The 20,595-nt window shown below is 72.4% G+C and carries 15 protein-coding genes; 2 read left to right on the forward strand and 13 right to left on the reverse strand.

Translation table 11 applies throughout. The annotated features are described in order from the left end of the window. Positions 1–2 precede the first annotated feature (2 nt). On the forward strand, positions 3–1,070 hold the full coding sequence (gene mgrA / locus AB0310_RS16175) for an L-glyceraldehyde 3-phosphate reductase (protein WP_210678205.1): 1,068 nt from the start codon (positions 3–5) through the stop codon (positions 1,068–1,070). Positions 1,071–1,077: 7 nt separating this feature from the next. After that, a complete protein-coding gene (locus tag AB0310_RS16180) occupies positions 1,078–2,010 on the forward strand; it encodes a 4-(cytidine 5'-diphospho)-2-C-methyl-D-erythritol kinase (protein ID WP_366237636.1) in 933 nt (310 codons plus the stop codon). A 46-nt stretch (positions 2,011–2,056) separates the two neighbouring features. Here the strand turns inward: AB0310_RS16180 and AB0310_RS16185 are convergent, their stop codons facing one another. The 13 genes from AB0310_RS16185 to AB0310_RS16245 all read right to left on the reverse strand — a co-directional run bounded on the left by AB0310_RS16185 (position 2,057) and on the right by AB0310_RS16245 (position 20,573). Beyond that, positions 2,057–2,536, reverse strand: a complete 480-nt coding sequence (locus AB0310_RS16185; protein ID WP_366237637.1) for an Lrp/AsnC family transcriptional regulator — start codon at positions 2,534–2,536, stop codon at positions 2,057–2,059. A gap of 239 nt (positions 2,537–2,775) precedes the next feature. After that, complete coding sequence (locus tag AB0310_RS16190) at positions 2,776–4,437, reverse strand: PucR family transcriptional regulator (RefSeq protein ID WP_366237695.1); 1,662 nt, start codon at positions 4,435–4,437, stop codon at positions 2,776–2,778. A gap of 112 nt (positions 4,438–4,549) precedes the next feature. Continuing rightward, a complete protein-coding gene (gene menC / locus AB0310_RS16195) occupies positions 4,550–5,656 on the reverse strand; it encodes an o-succinylbenzoate synthase (protein ID WP_259951503.1) in 1,107 nt (368 codons plus the stop codon). Continuing rightward, positions 5,653–6,528, reverse strand: coding sequence for a GNAT family N-acetyltransferase (locus AB0310_RS16200; protein ID WP_259951504.1), 876 nt, complete (start codon positions 6,526–6,528; stop codon positions 5,653–5,655). The genes menC and AB0310_RS16200 overlap by 4 nt, the downstream gene beginning before the upstream one ends. Further along, positions 6,525–7,661: a M20/M25/M40 family metallo-hydrolase gene (locus AB0310_RS16205; protein ID WP_366237638.1), complete on the reverse strand. Its 1,137-nt coding sequence runs from the start codon at positions 7,659–7,661 to the stop codon at positions 6,525–6,527. The genes AB0310_RS16200 and AB0310_RS16205 overlap by 4 nt, the downstream gene beginning before the upstream one ends. Next, on the reverse strand, positions 7,661–10,996 hold the full coding sequence (locus tag AB0310_RS16210) for a serine hydrolase (RefSeq protein ID WP_187661987.1): 3,336 nt from the start codon (positions 10,994–10,996) through the stop codon (positions 7,661–7,663). Before AB0310_RS16210 ends, AB0310_RS16205 begins: the two co-directional genes overlap by 1 nt. A gap of 19 nt (positions 10,997–11,015) precedes the next feature. Continuing rightward, on the reverse strand, positions 11,016–12,035 hold the full coding sequence (locus AB0310_RS16215; RefSeq protein ID WP_187661986.1) for an ABC transporter ATP-binding protein: 1,020 nt from the start codon (positions 12,033–12,035) through the stop codon (positions 11,016–11,018). Continuing rightward, positions 12,032–13,954: a dipeptide/oligopeptide/nickel ABC transporter permease/ATP-binding protein gene (locus AB0310_RS16220; RefSeq protein WP_197971840.1), complete on the reverse strand. Its 1,923-nt coding sequence runs from the start codon at positions 13,952–13,954 to the stop codon at positions 12,032–12,034. Before AB0310_RS16220 ends, AB0310_RS16215 begins: the two co-directional genes overlap by 4 nt. Further along, entirely contained in the window at positions 13,951–14,949 is a 999-nt protein-coding gene (locus AB0310_RS16225; RefSeq protein WP_187661985.1) for an ABC transporter permease, read from the reverse strand. The genes AB0310_RS16220 and AB0310_RS16225 overlap by 4 nt, the downstream gene beginning before the upstream one ends. Positions 14,950–14,961: 12 nt before the next feature. Then, positions 14,962–16,554, reverse strand: a complete 1,593-nt coding sequence (locus AB0310_RS16230) for an ABC transporter substrate-binding protein (protein WP_187661984.1) — start codon at positions 16,552–16,554, stop codon at positions 14,962–14,964. Between the two features lie 73 nt (positions 16,555–16,627). Next, a complete protein-coding gene (locus AB0310_RS16235) occupies positions 16,628–17,551 on the reverse strand; it encodes a serine hydrolase (protein ID WP_187661983.1) in 924 nt (307 codons plus the stop codon). Continuing rightward, positions 17,548–18,936: a serine hydrolase domain-containing protein gene (locus AB0310_RS16240; protein ID WP_259951509.1), complete on the reverse strand. Its 1,389-nt coding sequence runs from the start codon at positions 18,934–18,936 to the stop codon at positions 17,548–17,550. Before AB0310_RS16240 ends, AB0310_RS16235 begins: the two co-directional genes overlap by 4 nt. A gap of 152 nt (positions 18,937–19,088) precedes the next feature. Then, on the reverse strand, positions 19,089–20,573 hold the full coding sequence (locus AB0310_RS16245; RefSeq protein ID WP_187661981.1) for an amidohydrolase family protein: 1,485 nt from the start codon (positions 20,571–20,573) through the stop codon (positions 19,089–19,091). Between the last annotated feature and the right edge of the window lie 22 nt (positions 20,574–20,595).

Consider the following 20,595-nt stretch of genomic DNA (forward strand, 5'->3'; position numbering starts at 1 on the left):
CGGTGACCGACTCCCCCCGCTTCCGCCCCGATGTCCCCGAGCTGCACCGTCCGTACGCCGCCGACGAGGGCCGCTACGGACGGTTCGCCTACCGTCAGGTCGGCTCCTCCGGCCTGTACCTCCCCCCGATCTCGCTCGGGCTCTGGTGGAACTTCGGCGACAACATCCCGCTCGACAACCAGCGGGCGCTCCTGCGCCACGCGTTCGACAACGGGATCACGCACTTCGACCTGGCGAACAACTACGGCCCGCCGTACGGCTCCGCCGAGAAGAACTTCGGTCGCATCTTCGCGGAGGACCTGCGTCCGTACCGCGACGAGCTGATCATCTCGTCGAAGGCCGGCTGGGACATGTGGCCCGGCCCGTACGGCGACTACGCGAGCCGGAAGTACATCCTCGCGAGCGCGGAGCAGTCCCTCACGCGCATGGGGCTGGACTACGTCGACATCTTCTACTCGCACCGCGTCGACCCGGTCACCCCGATCGCCGAGACGGTCGGCGCTCTCGACACCCTGGTCCGCCAGGGCAAGGCGCTGTACGTCGGCATCTCCTCCTACAGCGCCGAGCGCACGGCCGAGGCCGTCGCGGTGGCGAAGGAGCTGGGCACGCCGCTCGTCATCCACCAGCCCGCGTACTCGATCCTCAACCGCTGGATCGAGGACGGCCTCACGCAGACCCTCGAGGAGTCGGGCCTCGGCGCCATCGCCTTCACCCCGCTCGCCCAGGGGCTGCTCACCGACAAGTACCTCGGTGACGGCACCGCCGAGCGCGCGCAGCAGCGCGGTTCGCTGCCGAAGGGCAAACTGACCGATGACGCCGTCCAGACGCTCCGCGCGCTGAACGAGGTCGCCCAGGGCCGGGGACAGTCGCTCGCACAGCTCGCCCTGCAGTGGACGCTGCGCACCCCGGTCGTCGCCTCGGCTCTCATCGGAGCGTCCCGCACGGAGCAGCTCGACGAGAACCTCGCGGCTCTGGACGGCCCCGCCTTTACCGACGAGGAGCTCCGCCGCATCGACGAGCTCGCCGGCGCCATCGACGTCAACCTGTGGGCGACCTCGTCGGACCTGTGATCCGCTCATGAGCCTCGCCGCGTCCTCCCGGTCCGTGCACGTGCGCGCGCCGGGGAAGATCAACGTCTACCTCGGGGTCGGCGGACGCCATGACGACGGCTTTCACGCCCTCGCAACGGTCTTCCAGGCGGTGTCGCTCTACGAGGACGTGATCGCCAGGGAGGCCGACGACTTCTCCCTCACGGTGTCAGGCGTGGAGGACGACGGCTCGGTTCCGCTCGACGACCGGAACCTCGCGATGCGCGCGGCCAAGCTGCTGGCCATGGCGACCGATCATCCGGGCGGGGTGGCGCTGCGGATCCGCAAGAGCGTCCCCGTCGCGGGCGGCATGGGCGGCGGTTCCGCGGACGCGGCAGCCGCGCTGGTCGCGTGCGATGCCCTCTGGGGCACGGGACTCTCGGCTGCACGGCTGCACGATCTGGCCGCGCGGCTCGGCGCCGACGTGCCGTTCGCGCTGCACGGCGGCACCGCCGTCGGCACCGGCCGCGGCGATCAGCTGAATCCGGCCCTCGCCCGCGGCCGCTTCGATTGGCTGCTGGTGACCAGCGACGAGGGACTGTCCACCCCCGCCGTGTACACCCGGCTCGATGAGCTGCGCGAGGAGGAGGGCGCGCTCGCCGACGATCCGCCGCTCTCGCTCGACGTGCCGATCCCGGTGCTGCAGGCGCTGCGGACCGGAGATGCCTGGCAGCTCGCGGACGCGCTCCACAATGACCTCCAGGCGGCCGCCCTGGACCTGCGACCGGATCTGGCCCAGACCATCGAACGCGGGGTCGCGGCCGGTGCGCTGCACGGCCTCGTCTCGGGATCAGGGCCGACCGTGGCGCTGCTCTGCGCGGATCCCGAGTCCGCGCAGGCGGTGCAGACGGCTCTCCGCGAAGGCGGCCTCGATCCACTGCACGTGCACGGCGCCGTCCCCGGAGCCCGCATCATCGGTTGAGCCCGCGCGCGTTCACGCGCGGGTCCCGTCCTGCGCGCGGCCCCGCTCACTCCGCCTGCAGGAGTGCACTCACGCGATACGGGATGACCTCACGGAGGAACAGGCTCGTCGACGTGCGCAGGATGCCGGGGCACAGGCGCACGACTTCGGCCACGCGGTAGAGGTCGTCGGGGCTGGTCGCGACGACGCGCAGGAGCAGGTCGGTGTCCCCGGCGGGGGCGAAGCACTCCAGCACCTCGGGGATGCGGCTGAGCGCCTCGATGGCGGCGGTGATCTGATGCTGGTCCAACTCCACGAGGATCGATGCCGCCACGCCGCGGCCGAGTGCCGCGGGGATGACACGGGCGCTGTGCGGGCGCAGTCGGCCGCTCGACTCCAGACGTTCGAGGCGCGCATGCACGGTCCCGCGGGCAAGACCCAGGTCCTGAGCGATGAGGGCGACCGGACGTCGCGGGTCGGTGTCGAGCACGGCGAGGATACGGCGATCGGTCGCGTCGAGCAGAGTGGCCATATCGTTCACCGTCATCGTCCCCACCCGTGGTGGATTGGTCAGATCGATCAACCAGGATTCCGGCTCTGGTCTGATCGATCGTCGTCTGTTCAACTGATTGTCACATACGCAGGGTGTCGGTCACGAGCGGACGCCTGCGGCGTTCCCCATCGGTCACGAGTCGTCGGGAGGGACGAACAGCGGCGGAGCCACGAGCTCCCCGGCCGCCCGCCCTGGTCCGTGCCGGGGCGGGCGGAGAGGCCCCGCCGTCGGGCTCAGGACTCCGGGGCGAGCAGGCGCAGCTGCACCATCGCCGAGAAACGCGCGTCCGGGTCGGACAGATCGATCCCGCCGATCTCCGCGAGCCGGCGCAGCCGATAGCGGAACGTGTTCGGATGCGTGTAGACGCGGGCTGAGGCCACGGCGACGTCGCCGAAGGCGTCGAGCCAGGCCCGCAGGGTCTCGACCAGGTGCGTCCCTCGTTCGCGGTCCTGCGCGAGCAGCTTCGCGACCGGACCGGTGGGCTGGTCACCGCGCGCGCGGACGAGGTCGCCGAGCTCGACGAGGAGGGCCTCCATCTGCACGGCCGTGAACAGGGCCACCGGCTCCGCAGAGGAGGCGTGCCGCCCCACCCGCAGCGCCCGGTCGGCGTTGGCCCGGGAGGCGGGGATCCCGGAGGCGTCGGGGGCCACGGTCCCCACGCCGATGCGGATGTCCTCGGCGGCGCCGAGGCGGCCGAGGAAGTCGGTGGCCACGCGGGCGGCTCTGGCGTCCGCATCGCCCGCGCCCTCCGCGGTCCCCGTCTCCGGCCGCAGGGCGACGACCGCGTACACGACATCGCCGATGAGCGCCACGGCGGAGCGGAGGTACACGGCGCCGAGATGCACGGCGAACGCGTCGGCGACCCGGTGGCGCTCGGCGATGCGGCGGGCTCCGGCGGACGGATCGTCGTCCGGCTGCTCGACCGCGGACAACGCGAGCACGACGCAGCGGTGGTCGTCGAGTCGCAGCCGCGACACGGCGTCGGCCGCCCCGGGGCCGCCCTCCAGGATCGTGGCGAGGAGGTCGGCACGCAGCCGCCGCTCGACGTCGGCGCCCGCCCGGAGCCGCAGCATGTGCAAGGCGACGAGGCCGGCGGAGTCCTTCAGCGCGCGAACGCGGTCGGGCGCCAGAGGCTCCTGCGCCGCCGCCCAGATGGAGCCGAGGATCTCGTCACCGGCGCGGACGGCCAGCGCGACCCGCGGGTAGGACGGGAGCCCCTCGGTGTTGTGGACGGGCCCGACGTGGATGGGATCCTCGCTGCGGTACAGCGCCTGGAAGACGCCCCGCTCCTCGAGCTGGCGGGCGAAGCGCTCGGGGACCTGACGCCCGAGGACCGTCTCGATCCGGGCCGGGTCCGCTTCGTCCTGTCGCCCCGAGAACGCGACGACGCGAGAGCTCCGGTCCTCGATCGTGACGGGGGCGTTGAGCAGCGTCGCGATGGCGTTGGCGAGAGCGAACAGATCGCCGGACGGCATGCCGCCGAGCGTCGTGGCCGCCTGGTCGCCGACATCCCCTTCCGCGATGAGCGACCTCAGCATCGCGGCGAGCTGCGCCCATGAAGCGCCGCGGGTGAGGGCGAGCACGGGGACGCCGGTCGCGGTCGCGGCTTCGCGGAGCACGGGCTCGGTCCGGACCGGGGCGCGGAGGACGAGGGCGGCCGCCCCCTGCTGCCCCAGCGTGCCCAGCAGCGTCGTCACCTCCTCGGGCTCGCTGAGGCCGACCCCGAGCACGAGGGCTCCGCGCAGCGGCATCGCGTCGTCGAGGACGTCGTGGATGACGACGGTCTCGATCACGACGTCGTCGTCGACGGCACCGCCGACGACCTCGAGCAGGGTGGTGCCGAGGTCTTCGATCACGCGGCCGAGGCTGGCGCGCGGACGTGTCGTCACGGACATGAGCACGAGGCCCAGGCTAGGGGCCGGGCAACGGCCTCGGATCTGTGGGGCACGACGAAAGAGTAGCGATTCTTCGTCGCCCCGAACAGACCCGGGGGCGTCGCCTCGTCCGCTAGAACGTGATCCACTCCGTGCGTACGGTGACGTCATCGAGGGCGTCCTGGTGCGGGTTCACGCCGATCCCGGGCCCCGTGGGCACCGTGAGCGTGCCGTCCTCGACGACGAACGGGTCGGTGATGTCGCGAGAGTAGTAGCGGCCGGAGCCCGACGTGTCCCCGGGGAGGGTGAAGCCCGGCAGCGCCGCGAGGGCCACGTTCGCCGCTCGTCCGATGCCCGTCTCGAGCATGCCGCCGCACCACACCGGGATGTCGTTGGCCGCGCAGACGTCATGGATGCGGCGGGCCTCCAGGTAGCCCCCGACCCGTCCCGGCTTGATGTTGACGATCGAGCAGGCTCCGAGCGCGATGGCGTCGGCCGCGGCCCGCGCGGACACGATGGACTCGTCGAGACAGATCGGCGTGGTCATGCTCTTCGCCAGCTGGGCGTGGCCGAGCAGGTCCTCCTCGTCCAGGGGCTGTTCGATGAGGAGCAGGTCGAAGGGGTCGAGCCGCGCGAGATGGCGGGCGTCGCCGCGGTGGTACGCGGTGTTCGCGTCGACCTGCAGCAGCACGTCGTCGCCGAAGCGCTCGCGTACCGCACGCACGGGCTCGATGTCCCAGCCCGGTTCGATCTTCAGCTTGATGCGCACGTACCCCTCGTCGAGGTACCCGGCGACCGCGTCGAGCAGTTCCGGGATCGAGTCCATGATGCCGACCGAGACCCCGCAGTCGACACGGTCGCGGACGGCGCCGAGCTCGCGCGACAACGGCACTCCCGTCGCGCGCAGCTCGGCATCGAGCACGGCCAGCTCCACCGCGGCCTTCGACATGCGGTGGCCCTTGAACGGTGCGAGTGCCGGGGCGACGCCGGCCGCATCGAGGTCGCGCACTCCGGCCAGGGCGGGGAGGAGGAAGCGGGTGATGACGTCGACGCTCGCCTCGACGTACTCCGAGGAGTAGAGCGGGTCGTTCATCGCCACGCCCTCGCCCCAGCCCTCCGCCTCGTCGGACACGGCGCGCACGAGCAGCGCCTCCCGCACGGTCTGGACGCCGAACGACGTGCGGAACGGCGACACCAGCGGCATCTCGATCACGCGCAGCTCGAATCCGGTGAGCTTCATCCCTGTTCTCCTCTGTCGATGGTGTAGGCCCCCGATCGGTCGAACGAGAGCACGCGTCCCCGGGCGTCGAGCAGATCGCCGAGCGCGGCACGCAGGGCGAGCCGCCACCGCGTCGCACGATCAGGGTCACGGAGCCGGAGCGCCTCGATGTCGCGGGGGAGGGCGACGCGGACCAGACGGGCGTCGGTGGGGGTGAGCAGCGGGGCGAGGTCGTCGCCGACGGACAGCAGCGGCACCGCGTCCGCCGCAGACGGATCCGGCGCCCCGGGGGCACCCCCGGCCGCGGCCACCACCCGCGGATCGTGCAGGTACCAGGTGACGAGCATGCGATCCGTGTCGTCCGCACCGTTGAGCGCGTCCGCCATGTGCCCGTAGAAGTTGCGATGGTACGAGGTGGGCTCGGCCGCGAGCTTCACGAGGTTGAAGTGCGCGTTGCGGCTGATGAGAGGGTCGAAAGTCCAGGAGATCTCCTCGAGCCCCTCGGACAGCGCCCAGGCGCGCTGGTGCACCTTGAGCGCGAAACCCACGCTGCGTCCCCGCATCCGTCCGGACACCCCGGCGATGTGGCTGTGCAGGGCGCGCCGACCGGGCGAGGCGAAGAACCCGAAGCAGGCGCCGACGAGTTCGTGCCCGTCGAACGCGCCGCCGACGTAGCTTCCGGCCTTCGACAGCGCGCGCAGCGTCTCGACGTTGACGGGGGAGGCTTCGCCCTGCTTCGTCCAGATGCTCTGGAAGAGCTCAGAGACGCGGGTGAAGTCCTCGACGTCGTCGAGGAGCCGGATCGAGACTCCCGCCGCGCTCGCGGCGGCAGAGGCACTCGCGGCGGCAGCGGCGATCGCGCCCGTGCCGGTGTCGGTCTCCGCCATGGTCATCGCCCTTCCCCCGGTGTCGACGCCTCGGACCGCTGCTCCTGCAGCAGCCGTTCCAGGAGCAGGAGCCGCTCCGGGATCAGCGCGACGATCACGTGCTCGTCGTCGGCGTGCGCCCCGCCGCCCACGGCGCCGAGCCCGTCGAGCGTCGGGACGCCGATGCCGGCGGTGAAGTTGCCGTCCGAGGCTCCGCCGACCGCCACACCGTCGAACGGCGTCAGCCCGGCGCTCGCCGCGATGGCGGATGCGCGCGCGAACAGCTCGGCGGAGAGCGCCGCCTCCAGCGGCGGGCGGTTCGGGCCGCCCTCGATCCGCACGGTCGCGCCGGCCAGCCGCGGCGTCAGCGCACGCAGCGCGGCGTCCACGCGCTCCTGCTCGGCGACGGTCCAGGCGCGGACGTCCACCGCGAACTCCGCCGTGGCGGGCACGGTGTTCGTCGTGGTCCCCGCTGCCAACAGCGTCGGCGTCACGCTCGTGCCCCGCGCGGGGTCACCGAGCGCTGCGGCCGCGAGGAGCAGATGCGCCGCCGCGATCCCGGCGTTGACGCCGCGTTCCGGCTCCAGCCCCGCATGCGCCGCTCGTCCCGTGACGTGCACCCGGTACAGGGAGACGCCCTTGCGCGCGGTCTTCAGATGGCCGCCCTCCGCGGCGGCCTCCAGCACGAAGGCCGCGCGGCATCCGCGCGCCTCGTCCTCGATGAGCTGCCGGGAACTCGGCGATCCGAGCTCTTCGTCGCCCGTGAGCAGGATGGTCACCCCGGAGCGGTCGTCCAGCGCCGCCACCGCGTGCAGCGCCATCACGACGCCGGTCTTCATGTCGAAGCACCCCGGTCCGCGCAGCACGCCGTCGGCGATCCCGGACGGCAACCGATCGCGGGAGCCGAGCGGCCAGACCGTGTCGTGGTGTCCGAGCACCAGGACCGCGGCCGGTCCCCGGCCGAAGCGCCACCGCAGGTGCGTGCGCCCGTCGATCACGATCCGCTCGGGTGCGGCCCCCAGGAGCCGTTCGCCGAGCGCGGCCACGACGTCGGCGCTCCGGGCCACCGCGGCGCGGTCGTCCGACGGCGACTCGCATGCGAGCAGGGTGTCGATGTCGGCCAGGACCACCGCGAGGTCGGCGGCCGCCTGCACCGGCATCACGAGACCTTCGGTGCGGCACGGACGCCGTGGTGCAGGTACTGTTCGCCGGTGGGCAGCGAGTAGAAGACGACGGGATGCCACGCCTGCTCGCCCTCCGCGCGCATCACGAACTCGTTCCGGCGCACGGGCACGAGGGCGTGCTCCTCCACCGGATCGGGCAGCAGCGCGGCCAGCGGGCCGTTCAGCGTGGTGCGCATGCGCAGCCCCTCCTCGTCGCGGAAGATCTCGGTGCGGACGCCGGAGCGGTCGTAGACGCCCTCGAAGGCGGAGAAGTCGTCGACGTACGGTTCCGCGGGCGGGGTGAGACCGGTGGGCAGGTGGAGGTCGGCGAGCTCGGCGAAGATCTCGTCGAAGATCTCGTCGTACAGGTCGCGGGTGTTGCCGCCGTTGGTCAGCAGCGTGACCGCGATCTGCTCGTCCAGGAGGATCCGCAGGAACGACGACTGCCCGATGGTGTTGCCGTCGTGGCCGATGAGCTTGCGCCCGTCCCAGTCGAAGAGGATCCAGCCGAGGCCCCAGCTGTCGCCGAGGGAGTAGGGGTCGGGGACATCGACCTCGTGCTGCTGCATCCGGCGCACGCTCTCCTCGGACAGCACCCGCGTGCCGTCGGCGGCGAGACCGTTCTCCAGGTGCATGCGGGCGAAGGCGAGCACGTCGGCGGTGGTGGAGTTGATCAACCCGGCCGGACCCATCGACCGCGGCAGCATCCACGCCGGAGCGAGCACGGGGCCGTCGTCGCCGATCTCGGTGTGCCCGGTGGCGGTGCGGAACATGACCGCCTCCTCCGGCAGCGTGCAGGAGTGGGTGAGGCCGAGGGGCTCGTAGAGCAGGTCGCGCATGGCCTGGTCCCACGTCGTGCCGGTGATCTTCTCGATCACGCGTCCGGCGAGGACGAAGCCCGCGTTGCAGTACGACATCGTGGCGCCGAGGGGGTGGTTCTGCGCGACGCCGTCCAGATGCGCGACGTACTTCTCCAGGGTGTCGTCGCCGCGGCCGGTGTCGGTGAACACGTCGCCGTCGATGCCGCTGGTGTGGCTGAGAAGGTGCCGCATGGTGACCGTCCGGGTGACCTCCGGGTCGGAGGAGGCGAATTCCGGCACGTACTCCACGACCGGGGTGTCGAGATCGAGTCGGCCCTCGTCGACGAGCCGCATCAGGGCGGACGCCGTCCACACCTTCCCCATCGAGCCGATCTGGAAGAGCGAGTCGTCGGTGGTCTCGATGCCCGTGCGCACGTTCAGGATGCCGTGGTGGGCGTAGACGGGCTCCTCGCCCAGCCGGAGGATGCCGAGGGTGGCGCCGGGGACCTTGTGCGCGGCGGCCAGCGTGCTCAGCCGCTGCTGCCAGTGCCGGGCGTCAAGCCGCGGACGGATGGGCTTCCCCGCCGCAGGGGCGTACTGCTCGACCCAGTCGACGACCCGCTGCGAGTAGTCGGCCCGATGGGAGGGCGGCCCGGACAGGAGGAACAGGTGGGATCCCCCGGGGTACAGCACCAGCCGCGTCGGGACGCCGCGTTCGCGGAGCGCCGTGAACCACTGCTCGGCCTGACCCACAGGGCAGCGGTCGTCGGCGGCACCCTGCAGGATCAGCGTGGGTGTCTGCACCCGGTCCACGTGGGTGTAGGGCGACTGCGCGGCGATCTTCTCGCGGTCGCGCCAGGGCAGGCCGCCGTTCTCCTTGGCGGAGAGATGGTGTCCGAAGTCCGACGTGCCGCCCATCGACAGCAGATCGGTGACGACGCCGCCGGCGACGGCCGCCGCGAAGCGGTCGTCGCGCGAGGTGAGGAAGCAGGTCATGAACCCGCCGTAGCTGTAGCCGGTCACGGCAAGGCGCGCCGGGTCGGCCAGGCCTTCCGCGACGAGCTGGTCGATCGGCTCCAGGAAGTCCTTCGCGTCTTCGACGCCCCAGCCGCCGGAGACCGCCGAGAAGAACGCGTCGCCGTAACCGTCGCTGCCGCGGGGATTGATCGTGAGGATCGCCCAGCCGCGCTGCGCGAGGATCTGATGGTACGGGTGGATGAGGTCGGCGGCCCCGTTCCAGGCGTTGTGCGGGCCGCCGTGGACGTCGAGGAGCAGCGGCAGCGGACCCTCGGTCGCAGGGTCGCGGCGCAGCCAGCCGGTGACCACGGTACCGTCCGAGATCGTGAACCGGCGCTCCTCCGCCGGAAGGAGGTCGAGGTCGGGGACGCCGTACTCCGCGCGCACGGTGGTCGTGCCGTCGGAGAGGTCGAGCAGGGCGACGTCGCCGAAGGAGTCGGGGGTGGCGAGCACCACCGCCGCCGCCGTGCCGGCGACGGACAGCCCGGAGACGTTCGCGGTCCCGGCGAGCAGCGGCTCCGGCTCTCCGCCCTCGGGGGAGACGGCGTACACGTGCGAGGAGCCGTTGTCGCGGAGGCAGAAGACGAGGCGCCCATCCGCCGCGAACTGCGGCATGCCCCCGGGGTAGCCGGGGCCGCCGGGCATGACGTTGCGGTCCGCCGACGCGGTGAGGTTCCGCGGCGCACCGTCGCCGTCCGCAGGGAAGAGCAGGAGGTCGGCGTTGCCGATCTCGGTGTCCAGCCGGCCCGCCGCGACCACGTGTCGTCCGTCGGGCGTCCAGCCGACCGCGGTGGCCTGCACGCCGGCGGCGCTGATGCGCACGGGGGCCCGGTTCGGATCGGTGGCGGACGTGACGAAGACCGGGATGCGCATCGTGAGGTCGGCGTCCTCCTCGTCCGCAGTCGAGAAGGCGAGGAGCGTGCCGTCCGGCGACCAGAAGGGGTCGGAGGCGTGCGAGCGGCCCCGGGTGACGACCCTGACGGCGCCCGATTCGACGTCGACGACGTGGAGCTGCTGCACGAGCGTCCCCAGCACGCCGGCCCCGTCGGCCTTGTAGCCGAGCCGGTCGGTCGCGGAGGGGGCGGAGCGGCGGGCGAGCAGGGCGTCGCGGTCGTCGCCGGGCAGCGCTGCGGTGTCGACGGGGGCGGTGAAGGCGACGCGGGTGCCGTCAGGACTCCATGTCGGGGCTCCGGCACCCAGCGGCAGGGTCGTGAGGGCCCGGGCCTCGCCGCCCGCGGCGGGCAGGAGCCAGACCTGCGCCGGGCCGTCCTCGGCGCGGAGGAAGGCGAGCTGCGTGCCGTCCGGGCTCCAGACCGGGGTCGAATCGGCCGTGCCGCGGGTGAGCGGGACCGGGGTGCCACCGGTGGCGGCGACCTGCCAGAGCGCGCGGGTCTCGCGGTCGGCCTCGCGGTCGATGCCGCGCAGCGCATACACGATGCGGCTGGCGTCGGGGGAGAGCGCCGGCTGCTCCGGGGTGGGGAGGGCCAGCAGGTCGTCGACGGTGACGCGGGTCATGAGGACTCCAATCCGATGGTCAGTTCAGCGTGTCGGCTGCGGTCGCCGGCGGTGTTGTGGCGGTGACCGAAAGCAGGACCGCGCTTTGGGGCGGCGGCACAGATCCGGCGAAATGGCAGGCGGCTCCGACCGGTCCGGTGGGGCGCATCGGCTCGGAGAGCACGCAGATCTGCCGGTCGGGCCGGGCGACGGGACCGATGGGGCACCGCGGGTGGAAGCGGCAGCCGGAGGGCGGCGCGTGCGGGTCGGCGGGTTCCACGGCGACCGGGGCGACCGGGTCGACCGCCAGCAGGTCGCCGTGGCGGGTGGGTGCCGCCTGCAGGAGCTCCCGCGTGTAGGGATGCTGCGGATCTGCGAGCACCCGCGCGGTGGGGCCGACCTCGACGATCCGCCCGAGGTACATGACCGCGATGTGGTCGCTGAGGTAGCGGACGACGGAGAGGTTGTGCGAGATGAAGAGCATCGTCAGATCGAGTTCGGCCCGCAGCTCCCGGACGAGGTTGAGCACGGAGCCCTGCACGGAGACGTCGAGAGCCGAGGTGATCTCGTCGGCGATGACGACCTCGGGGCGGGCCGCCAGAGCCCTGGCGAGCGCGATCCGCTGCCGCTGCCCGCCGGAGAGGGCGGCGGGGAGGGCCTCGGCCCGGTCGGCGTCGAGGCTCACGAGGTCGAGCAGGCGGGCGACCTCGGCGCGGCGGGCTCGGCCCCCGCGCAGGTCGCGGGGGAGCGCTTCGGCGATCGACTCGCCGATGGTCATCCGCGGGTCGAGCGAGGAGAACGGGTCCTGGAACACCATCTGGATGGGGCGACGGCGACGGAAGGAGCGCACGTCCGCGCCGTCGAGCGTGATGGCGCCCTCGCTGATCGGGGCGAGGCCGATGGCGGCGCGCGCGAGGGTCGACTTGCCCGAGCCCGATTCGCCGACCAGGCCCACGACGGAACCGGAGGGCACGGTCAGCGTCGCATCGTCCACGGCCGTCAGCCCGGACCGGTGCGATCCGTACCGCACGCTCACGTGCTCGAAGCGCAGTGCGCTCATCGGACGGCCTCCTCTTCACGGACCGGCGCGGGCGTCGCCGTCACGGGGTGCCAGCAGGCCACGCGGCGCCCGGCGTCGTCGGCGACGAGCGCTGGGTCCTTCTCGCGGCAGACGGCGGTCGCGAGCGGGCAGCGGTCGGCGTAGGCGCAGCCGACGGGGAAGGCGCCCGGCGCCGGTGGGCGTCCGGGGATCGTCCGCAGCGGCAGGGACCGGTCGGTGTCGAGCTCGGGGACGACCTCCAGCAGCGCACGCGTGTACGGGTGCCGTGCGGCGCTGTGCAGGTCGGCGGCGGGGAGGTCCTCCACGATGCGGCCGGCATACATCACGAGCACGCGGTCGCAGGTCTGGGAGACGACGGCGATGTCGTGGCTGATGAGGAGGATGGCCGCGTCGGTGTCCCGGCGCACGCGGTCGAGCAGCTGCAGCACCTGCCGCTGCACGGTGACGTCGAGGGCTGTCGTCGGCTCGTCGGCGATGATGAGCTTGGGGTGGTTCATCAGCCCCATCGCGATCATGGCGCGCTGCCGCATCCCGCCGGAGAACTCATGCGGGTACTGGTGGGCGCGGCGGGCCGCAGCAGGCACCCGTACGGACTGCAGGCGCTCGACCGCGCGCTCCCTGGCGGCCCGGCGGGTGATGTCCTGGTGCTCGGACGCGGCTTCGGCGAGCTGCGCGCCGATCCGGCGGGTCGGGTTGAACGACGTCATCGGATCCTGGAACACCATCGCCAGCGAGGTCCCCAGCAACGGTCGCAGCGCCCGTTCCGACGTGGTGAGCACCGGGACGCCGCAGAAGTCGAGGCGGGCGGCGGACACGTGTCCCGGCTGTTCGATGAGCCGAGCCGCAGCGAGCGCCGTGAGGCTCTTCCCCGAGCCGGACTCTCCGACCACGCCGATCGCCTCACCCCGGCCGACGGTGAAGGACACCCCGCGGACGGGCGTGACCCAGCCGGCAGGCGTGGGGAAGGAGACGCGCAGGTCGTCGACGAGGAGCACCACGTCGTCGCCGTCGACCTGCGCGGGCACGGTGCCGGCGTCGCCCGGGGCGGGCTGCGCGACGGCGGGAAGCCGGTGGCGGCGGCGTCCGGAGCGTCCGCCCAGCGCCGCGGCGGCGGTCTCGCCCAGGAGATTGAAGGCGAGTCCGGCGATGATCACGGCCACGGCGGGACCGAGCGCCGCCGCGGGGTTGAGGTAGATGCGGTTCAGGCCCTCGCCGAGCAGGCGGCCCCAGTCGTACTCCGGTACCTGCACGCCGAGCCCAAGGAAGGACAGACCGGCGAACGCGAGCAGCGCGGACCCCGCGGCCACGGTCGCATTGACGATGAGCGGTTCGCCGATGTTCGGCAGGATGTGCCGGAACAGGATGCGGAATCGGGAGACGCCGGCGACCTGGGCCGCCGCGATGAAGTCACGTCCGGCGATCGCCGCGGACAGGGTCTGGGTCAGACGCGCGAACTGCGGTGCCATGGCCAGTCCGATCGCGAGCACGGATCCGGTGGTGCCGACGCCGAAGATCACGGCGAAGAAGAGCGCGAGCAGGAGCCCGGGGAAGGCGACGGCGATGTTCACGAAACCGGCGATCGGGCGTCCGGCCCACCGCGGGAGGACCGAGGGGGCCATGCCGAGCAGCGATCCCGCGATCACGCCGATGAGGACGGCGATGACGGCGAGGACCACGGAGAGGCGGGTGGCCACCAGCACCCGCGCCAGCACGTCGCGACCGAGAGTGTCGGTGCCCAGCAGATGGGCGGCGCTGGGGCCCTGGGTGACGGCGGTCGGGTCGACCTGCTCGGCCTGCGGGCCCCAGATGACGGGCCCGAGGATCGCGGTGAGCGCGACGAGGACCATGAGGACGAGCGCGGTGGCCCCGAGCGGGGACCGGACGATCGCCGACCAGGCGTTGCGGGTGGGCGCCATCATGCCTCCCTGATGGTGGAGCGCGGATCGAGGAGGGCGAGGACCACGTCGATGACGAGGTTCACCAGGAGCACGCCGATGCCGTAGACGAGCACGATCCCCTGCACGACCGAGTAGTCCTTGGTGAGGATGGACTGCACGATCATGGTGCCGAGCCCCGGCCAGGCGAAGACGTTCTCCACGAGGACGGTGCCGGCGACCATGCCCGTCAGCAGCAGGCCGGTGAGGGTGAGGGTGGCGGTCATGGCGTTGGGGACCGCGTGCCGGGAGTAGATGCGGCGCGGGGCGAGCCGCTTGGCGCGGGCGGTGCGGATGAAGTCCTGCCCGAGCACCGAGAGCACCTCGACCCGGATGATGCGGGAGAACACGGCGATCGGCCCGATCGCGAGGGCCAGCACCGGGAGCACGAGGGCGAACGGTGCGGTGTTGCCGGCGACCGGGAACCACCCGAGGGAGACGGCGAAGACGTAGACGAGGCCGACCGCGAGCAGGAACTCGGGGATCGCGGCGAGGATCACCGTGACCGTGGCGAAACCCAGCTCCAGGCCACGGCGCCGGCCGCCGCGGGTGGCCACGGCCATCGTGACCCCGAGCGGCACCGAGATCAGCAGCACCAGGACCACCGCGAGGAGCGCGAGCTGGAGCGTGGCGGGGAGCCGGGTCGCGATGAGCTCGGAGACCGGCTGGCTCGTGATCATCGAGGTGCCCATATCGCCCGTGAACAGTCCGCCGATGTAACGGACGTACTGCACGAGCAGCGGCTGGTCGAGACCGAGGGCCGCCCGGCGGGACTCGACGAGCTCGGCCGGGGCGTTCATCCCTAACGCCGCCCGCACCGGGTCGCCGGGGACGAGATGGATCATCAGGAAGGCCGCCGTGACCAGCACCCACACCGCGAGGACGAACTGCCCTCCGCGCCGGACCAGGAAGGACACCCACGGGTTGTCCGACCGGGCGGATCTGATCAGGATCGCCTGCGTGGCGGTGGTGCTGGCCATCGGCTGCCTCCGTTACTCGAACATCCGGATCGACGTCGGGTCGATGCCGTCGCCCTCGGTGAACTCCGCCTTGTGGGCGAAGGTCGAGCGCAGGATGTTCGCATAGGGCACCACGCTGGTCGTCTCGAAGAGGGCGACCTCGGCCGCGCTCCAGTCGTCGCACCCGTCGGTGCCGGCCTTCTCCGACGCGGCGGTGACCGCGGCGGTGTAGTCGGGGTTGTCGATGCCGGCGAAGTTCGTGCCGTTCGGCGGGGTGGGCCCGGAGTAGAACGGCACGAGCATGCTCGGCAGGGACACCGTCAGCGGGGCGGCGGAGATGTCCCAGTCGCCCGTCGAGAACAGCACCTCGCTCAGCGTGGGCGAGTCGACCGCGGTGACGGAGATGTCGACTCCGAGGTCCTTCCAGGCGGACTGGGCGAGCTCCGCCGCCGCGTTGCCGGCGTCGCCCAACTGCGCGGAGTAGATCATCTTCAGCGTGAGCGGCTCACCGTCCTTGGCGCGGACGCCATCGGAGCCGGCGGTCCACCCTGCCTCGTCCAGAGCCGCGGCCGCGGCGTCGACGTCCGTCTCCGGCAGGTGCCCGGAGACGGTGTCGGCGCGGCACGGGTTGGGCGAGACCGTGACGAGCCCGGTCGGCACGGTGGCCTTGCCGCTGCCGATGACCTGCCGCAGCTGCTCCAGATCGACGGCCTGCATGAGCGCCTCGCGGACGGCCGGGTCGGCGGTCGGTCGGCCGTCGGCCTGGTTGAACGTGAAGGAGCCGCCGGGCGTCTGGACATCGGTGTGGAAGAGTCCGGCCTCCTCCATGCGCGTGCTGTCCGGGCCGATCACCAGGGCCGCGTTGACCTCTCCGGAGAGGAGGAGGTTGGCGGCGGTCGTCTCGTTCGGGATCACCCGGAAGACCACGGTGTCCGGCAGGCCCTTCTGCTCCGGATCCCAGTCTCCGGGGCCCCAGGTGAAGTCGTCGCGACGCGTGAGCGTGTACTGGCTGTTGGGGACGATCTCCGTCATCGTGAACATGCCGGTCGCGCCTTCGCCCTTGGCCAGCGCATCCGGGTCGTCGATCACGGTGCCGCACACGATCGAGATGCTGCCCACGTTCTCCAGAAGGAACGAGTCGGGGCGGCCGCTGGTGACGGTGACCGTGCCGGCGGCGTCGTCTCCGACGGCCGAGGTGCCGGGCTGCACCTGGAGGCCGATGAGGGGAGAGCCGTTCGCGGGGTCGCCGATGTGGGTGATGTTCGCGGCCACGTCGGTCGCGGTGAGCGGCGTGCCGTCCTCGCAGGTGACGCCGTCGCGCAGGGTGAAGGTCGCCGTGGTGGTGTCGGACTCCCAGTCCTCGGCGAGACCCGACACGATGCTGCCGTCCTCGAGGACCTCCACGAGACGGGCGTAAAGGAAGCGGTCGACGGAGCGGGCGACGGACATCACGGTCACGAACGGATCCAGGCTTCCGGGATCGGTCGAGATCACCGAGGTGAACGTCTTGCCGTCGGCGAGGACGCCCTCCCCGGCGTCGCCGCCGGGAGCGGCGCCGCCGGCGCACGATGTCAGGGCGAGCGCCGTGGCGCCGAGCAGGGCGAGCAGCGGGGTACGGGAACGCATCAGGAGCCTCCAGCGGTGTTCGGGCGGTGCGGGTCGGGTCGTGCGGATCGGTGGTGCGAGGGGGTGGTGCGGTTCAGGAGTCGTGGCTCCGGCTCGGTGTCGCCGCGCGCAGGTGCTCGACGGCGGCGTACGCGGCGGCGCCGATGGACGCGTCGACGCGCGGCTGCCGGTCGGCGAGCGAGGCCGCGCGGGTGAAGACGGCGACGGCGTACTGCCGACCGTCCGGGTAGGTCACCACCCCGGCCTCGTTGCGCCAGGTGGGCAGCGTCCCCGTCTTCGCTGCGATCTGCACGCCGGAGGGGAAGGCGGACGAGAGTCGGTGCGGCCAGATCTGTCTGGCCATGATGTCGCGCGCCTGCCGGCAGGCCGCCGCGGGGGCGGCGCGGTCGCTCCACAGGGAGTCGAGCAGCATCGTGACCTCGCGGGGGGTCGAGCGCGTGGTCCGCTGCGGATCGAGCGCGTCGAGGGCGAGCACCTGGTCCGCCGACGCACCGCTCAGCAGAGCGTCCAGGTCGCTGTCCGGGGTGCCGCCGAGACCGGAGACGACGGAGGCGAACAGGTCCTCGCAGCAGCCGATGAGGTGCGTGCGGTGCAGGCCGAGATCGGTGATCACCCTGTCCACAGCCGCGGCGCCGAGGCGGTGGTAGAGGACGTCGGTGGCGGCGTTGTCGCTCATCGACATCATGTTCAGAGCGAGGTCGCGCCAGCTCACCTCGGTGTCGTCGGCGAATCCGGCCGTGCCGACACCGCCGATGCGGTAGCGGGCCGTGACGGTGGTGCGCTCCCGCCCGTCGAGCTCGCCCGCCTCGACCGCACGGACGAACGCCGTCAGCACGAGGATCTTGAACACCGATGCGAGCACGACCGGCTCGTCGGCGCCGATCGCGACCTCCGGTCCGCCGTCGACGCCGATCTCCCGCGCGTGCAGGAAGCCGACGGCGCCGGCATCGGCGAAGATCTCCGAGATGCCGGGAGCTGTCGTCGCCGCGGTCGTCATGCGTCCACCCGGCGGTCGGCCCGGCCCGTGTGCAGGTACAGTGCGCGACCCGTGCCGTCGTCGCCCACGAAGGCGTGCGGCATGCGGATGCCGTTCTGCGCCTCGCGGGGGAGGAGGGTGTCACCCGCCCAGCCGACGAGCTCCACCGGTTCGGGGGCCGGACCCAGCTCCGCGAAGATGCCCTTCATGGTGCGCTCGAGCCACACGCGACCGTCGTCGTCGACGCGTACGGTCGAGTCGGACACCGAGGACGAATAGGTCCCGAGGATCCGGTCGAGGTCGACCTCCACGGGGGAGTGCGGGAGGGAGGGCAGCGCCGGCATGCGCACGCCGGCGAGGGCGGCGAGGACCCGCGAGGTGATCGCGTGGTAGACGTCGACGGCGTGTCCGCCGTTGGTGAGCACGGCGACGGCGACACCCGCGCCCGGCACCATGCGGAGGAATGCGTTCTGGCCGATCGTGCCGCCGTCGTGGCCGATGACGGGCCCGCCTTCCCAGTCGAAGAGCTCCCAGCCGAGGCCCCAGGCGTCGCCCATTAGCCCGAGGTCCGGCAGCTCGACCTGACGTTCCTGCATGGCCTGCACGCTCACCGTCGAGAGCACACGGGTGCCGTCCGCGGCGACGCCGCCGTCCAGATGCATCCGGGCGTACGTCACGAGGTCGCGCGCCGTCATCGCGAGCATCGATCCGGCAGGGGCGTTGGAGCGCACGAGGCTCCACACGGGTGCCGGGACCGGTTCGTCGCCGTCCTCGGACGGGAGATGACCGAGTGCGGCGCGGAACATGATCGCCTCCGCCGCGGAGGTGGCGAGATGGGTGAGCCCGAGCGGTGTCGCCAGATGCGTGCGCAACGCCTGGTCGAAGGACGTCCCGCGCAGCACCTCGACGATCCGGCCGAGCACCACGAAGGCGGCGTTGTTGTACGAGAAGCGCTCGCCGGGTGCGAACAGCTGCGGGGCATCCGTGATCGTGGCGAGGTACTTCTCCACGGCGTCGTCGCCCACCCCGGTGTCGTTGAACAGGTCGCCCTCGAATCCGCTCACGTGGCTGAGGAGCTGGCGCGGGGTGATGGCGCTCGCCGCCGCCTCGTCGGCGATCGCGAACGCCGGGACGACGTCGCGCACCGGCGCATCGAGGTCCAGCAGACCCTCGTCGACGAGCTGCATGATGAGCGTCGCCGTCCAGGTCTTGGTGATGGACCCGATCTGGAAGACCGAGTCCTCGTCGGCTTCGACTCCGGTGTTGCGGTTCAGGATGCCGGCGGCGGCGGTGACGACCTCGCCGTCGGACAGGACCGCGACGGATGCCGCGGGGACGTGCGCGTCGGCGAGCAGCGCGGGCAGGTTCTCCCGCACCCAGCTGCCGATTTCGTTCAGTTCGGACACGTGCGCTCCTCTTCGTCGAGTCGGCCGTCGCCACGGAGGGGGGACGGCGATGCGCCGAGACTATTGGCGGGTTCCGGTTCGTCGTTGGTGCCCGGCGACGAGATGTGCGCCGCCCTTGGTGCCGCCGGACGAAGAGCTCAGCGCTCGAGGCGTCAGGCGTCGCCGCGCACGGCACGTCCCGGCAGGGCATCGGGCACGATGTCGCCGTCCCGCACCACCGCCGTGCCGTGCACGAGCAGGTGCCGGACGCCCCGGGATGGGCGGGTCGGGTCGGCGTAGCTGGCGCGATCGGTCACGGCGTCCGGGTCGAGGATCACCAGGTCGGCGTCGGCGCCCACGCCCAGGTGGCCCTTCCGTCGCATCCCGGAGGCGACCTCGTCCAGCACGCGGGCGGGGAGGGTGGAGCAGCGGCGGAAGGCCTCCAGCCAGCTCCACTCCCCGCTTTCCCGCACCATCAGGCGCAGCGACTTGAGGAACGTGCCGGCGGTGCGCGGATGCGTGTGCCCACCGGGCGGGAGTGGCCAGTCCCGCTGCTCGTACACGGAGGAGCCGTCGGGCTGCGTCCACGACACCGGCATGGCGTCGCTCGCGACGATCGCGTCCGGGTAGGCCAGCGCGCGGTGGAGGTGGGCGCGGTCGAAGGGGTCGGCCTCGTCGAGGAAGGTGACGATGCAGGTGGCGCCGGGATCGGAGGCGCGGAGCTCGCGCAGCCGGGTCTCGTCGGCGATCCGCTCGCCCGTCTCCACGAGGAGGAGCGACTGCGGCGTGATGCCGAGGCCGGGGAGCTTCTCCGGCGCGAGGAAGAAAGCCCCGATGGCTGTGCTCCCCGCGCCGTACGGATAGGCCTCGACGGTCACCCGGGAGCCGGCGGCCCGACTGCGGTCGAGGAGCGCGAGCACCCGGTCGACGTGGCGGAGCGAGGTGCTGTTCACGTGGCAGTGGTGCATGGCGGCGCCGGTCTCGGCCGCAGCCCGGACGAGTTCCTCCGACCCGTCGATCGGGGTCCGCGGATCGGCCTCGATCAGTTCGCGGACGTGGGTGAAGGTCGGGGCGTGTGCGGCGGCGGCGATCCGGGCGAGGGCCAGGTACTCGTCCGGGTCGGATCGCGGGGCGTAGCCCATCAGCACGCCGATGCCGAGAGCTCCGGCGGACAGCTCGTCCTCCAGGAGGCGCAGCCAGCGGCGACGCTCGACGGGGGAGGAGGACCGCTGCCACTCGCTGAGGCCGAGTAGGTCCATCGACGCGGTGAAGTCGGCGACGGGCACGCGGCCGAGGTGAGCGAGGGCGCGGGCCTGCGCCCAGGAGGCGGAGAACCCGTAGTTCAGGGGGCGTCCGTCCGCGGCGGCGCGCGCGAAGGCCTCCGCGATCGGCATGAGCCCGGCCTCGAGGTCGAGTGCGGTGGTCACGCCGTCCATCGCCTGGAGCCGCTGACCGGCGATCGAGTGCACGTGGCTGTGCAGGTCGACGAAGCCGGGACCGACGATCGCCCCGTCCGCCTCGATCACGTCGGCGCCGACGGGCGCGGCGAGATCCCGCCCGATGGCCCGCACCCGCCCGTCGGCGATCAGCAGGTCGGCGGTCCGGTCCGTCTCGGTCATCGGGTCGATCACGCGCCCGCCGCGTACCAGGGTGTCCACCCCGCCACCCTCGCACCCTCCG

Origin of the sequence: Microbacterium meiriae (assembly GCF_040702565.1) — a bacterium.
Taxonomy (GTDB): Bacteria; Actinomycetota; Actinomycetes; order Actinomycetales; family Microbacteriaceae; genus Microbacterium; species Microbacterium meiriae.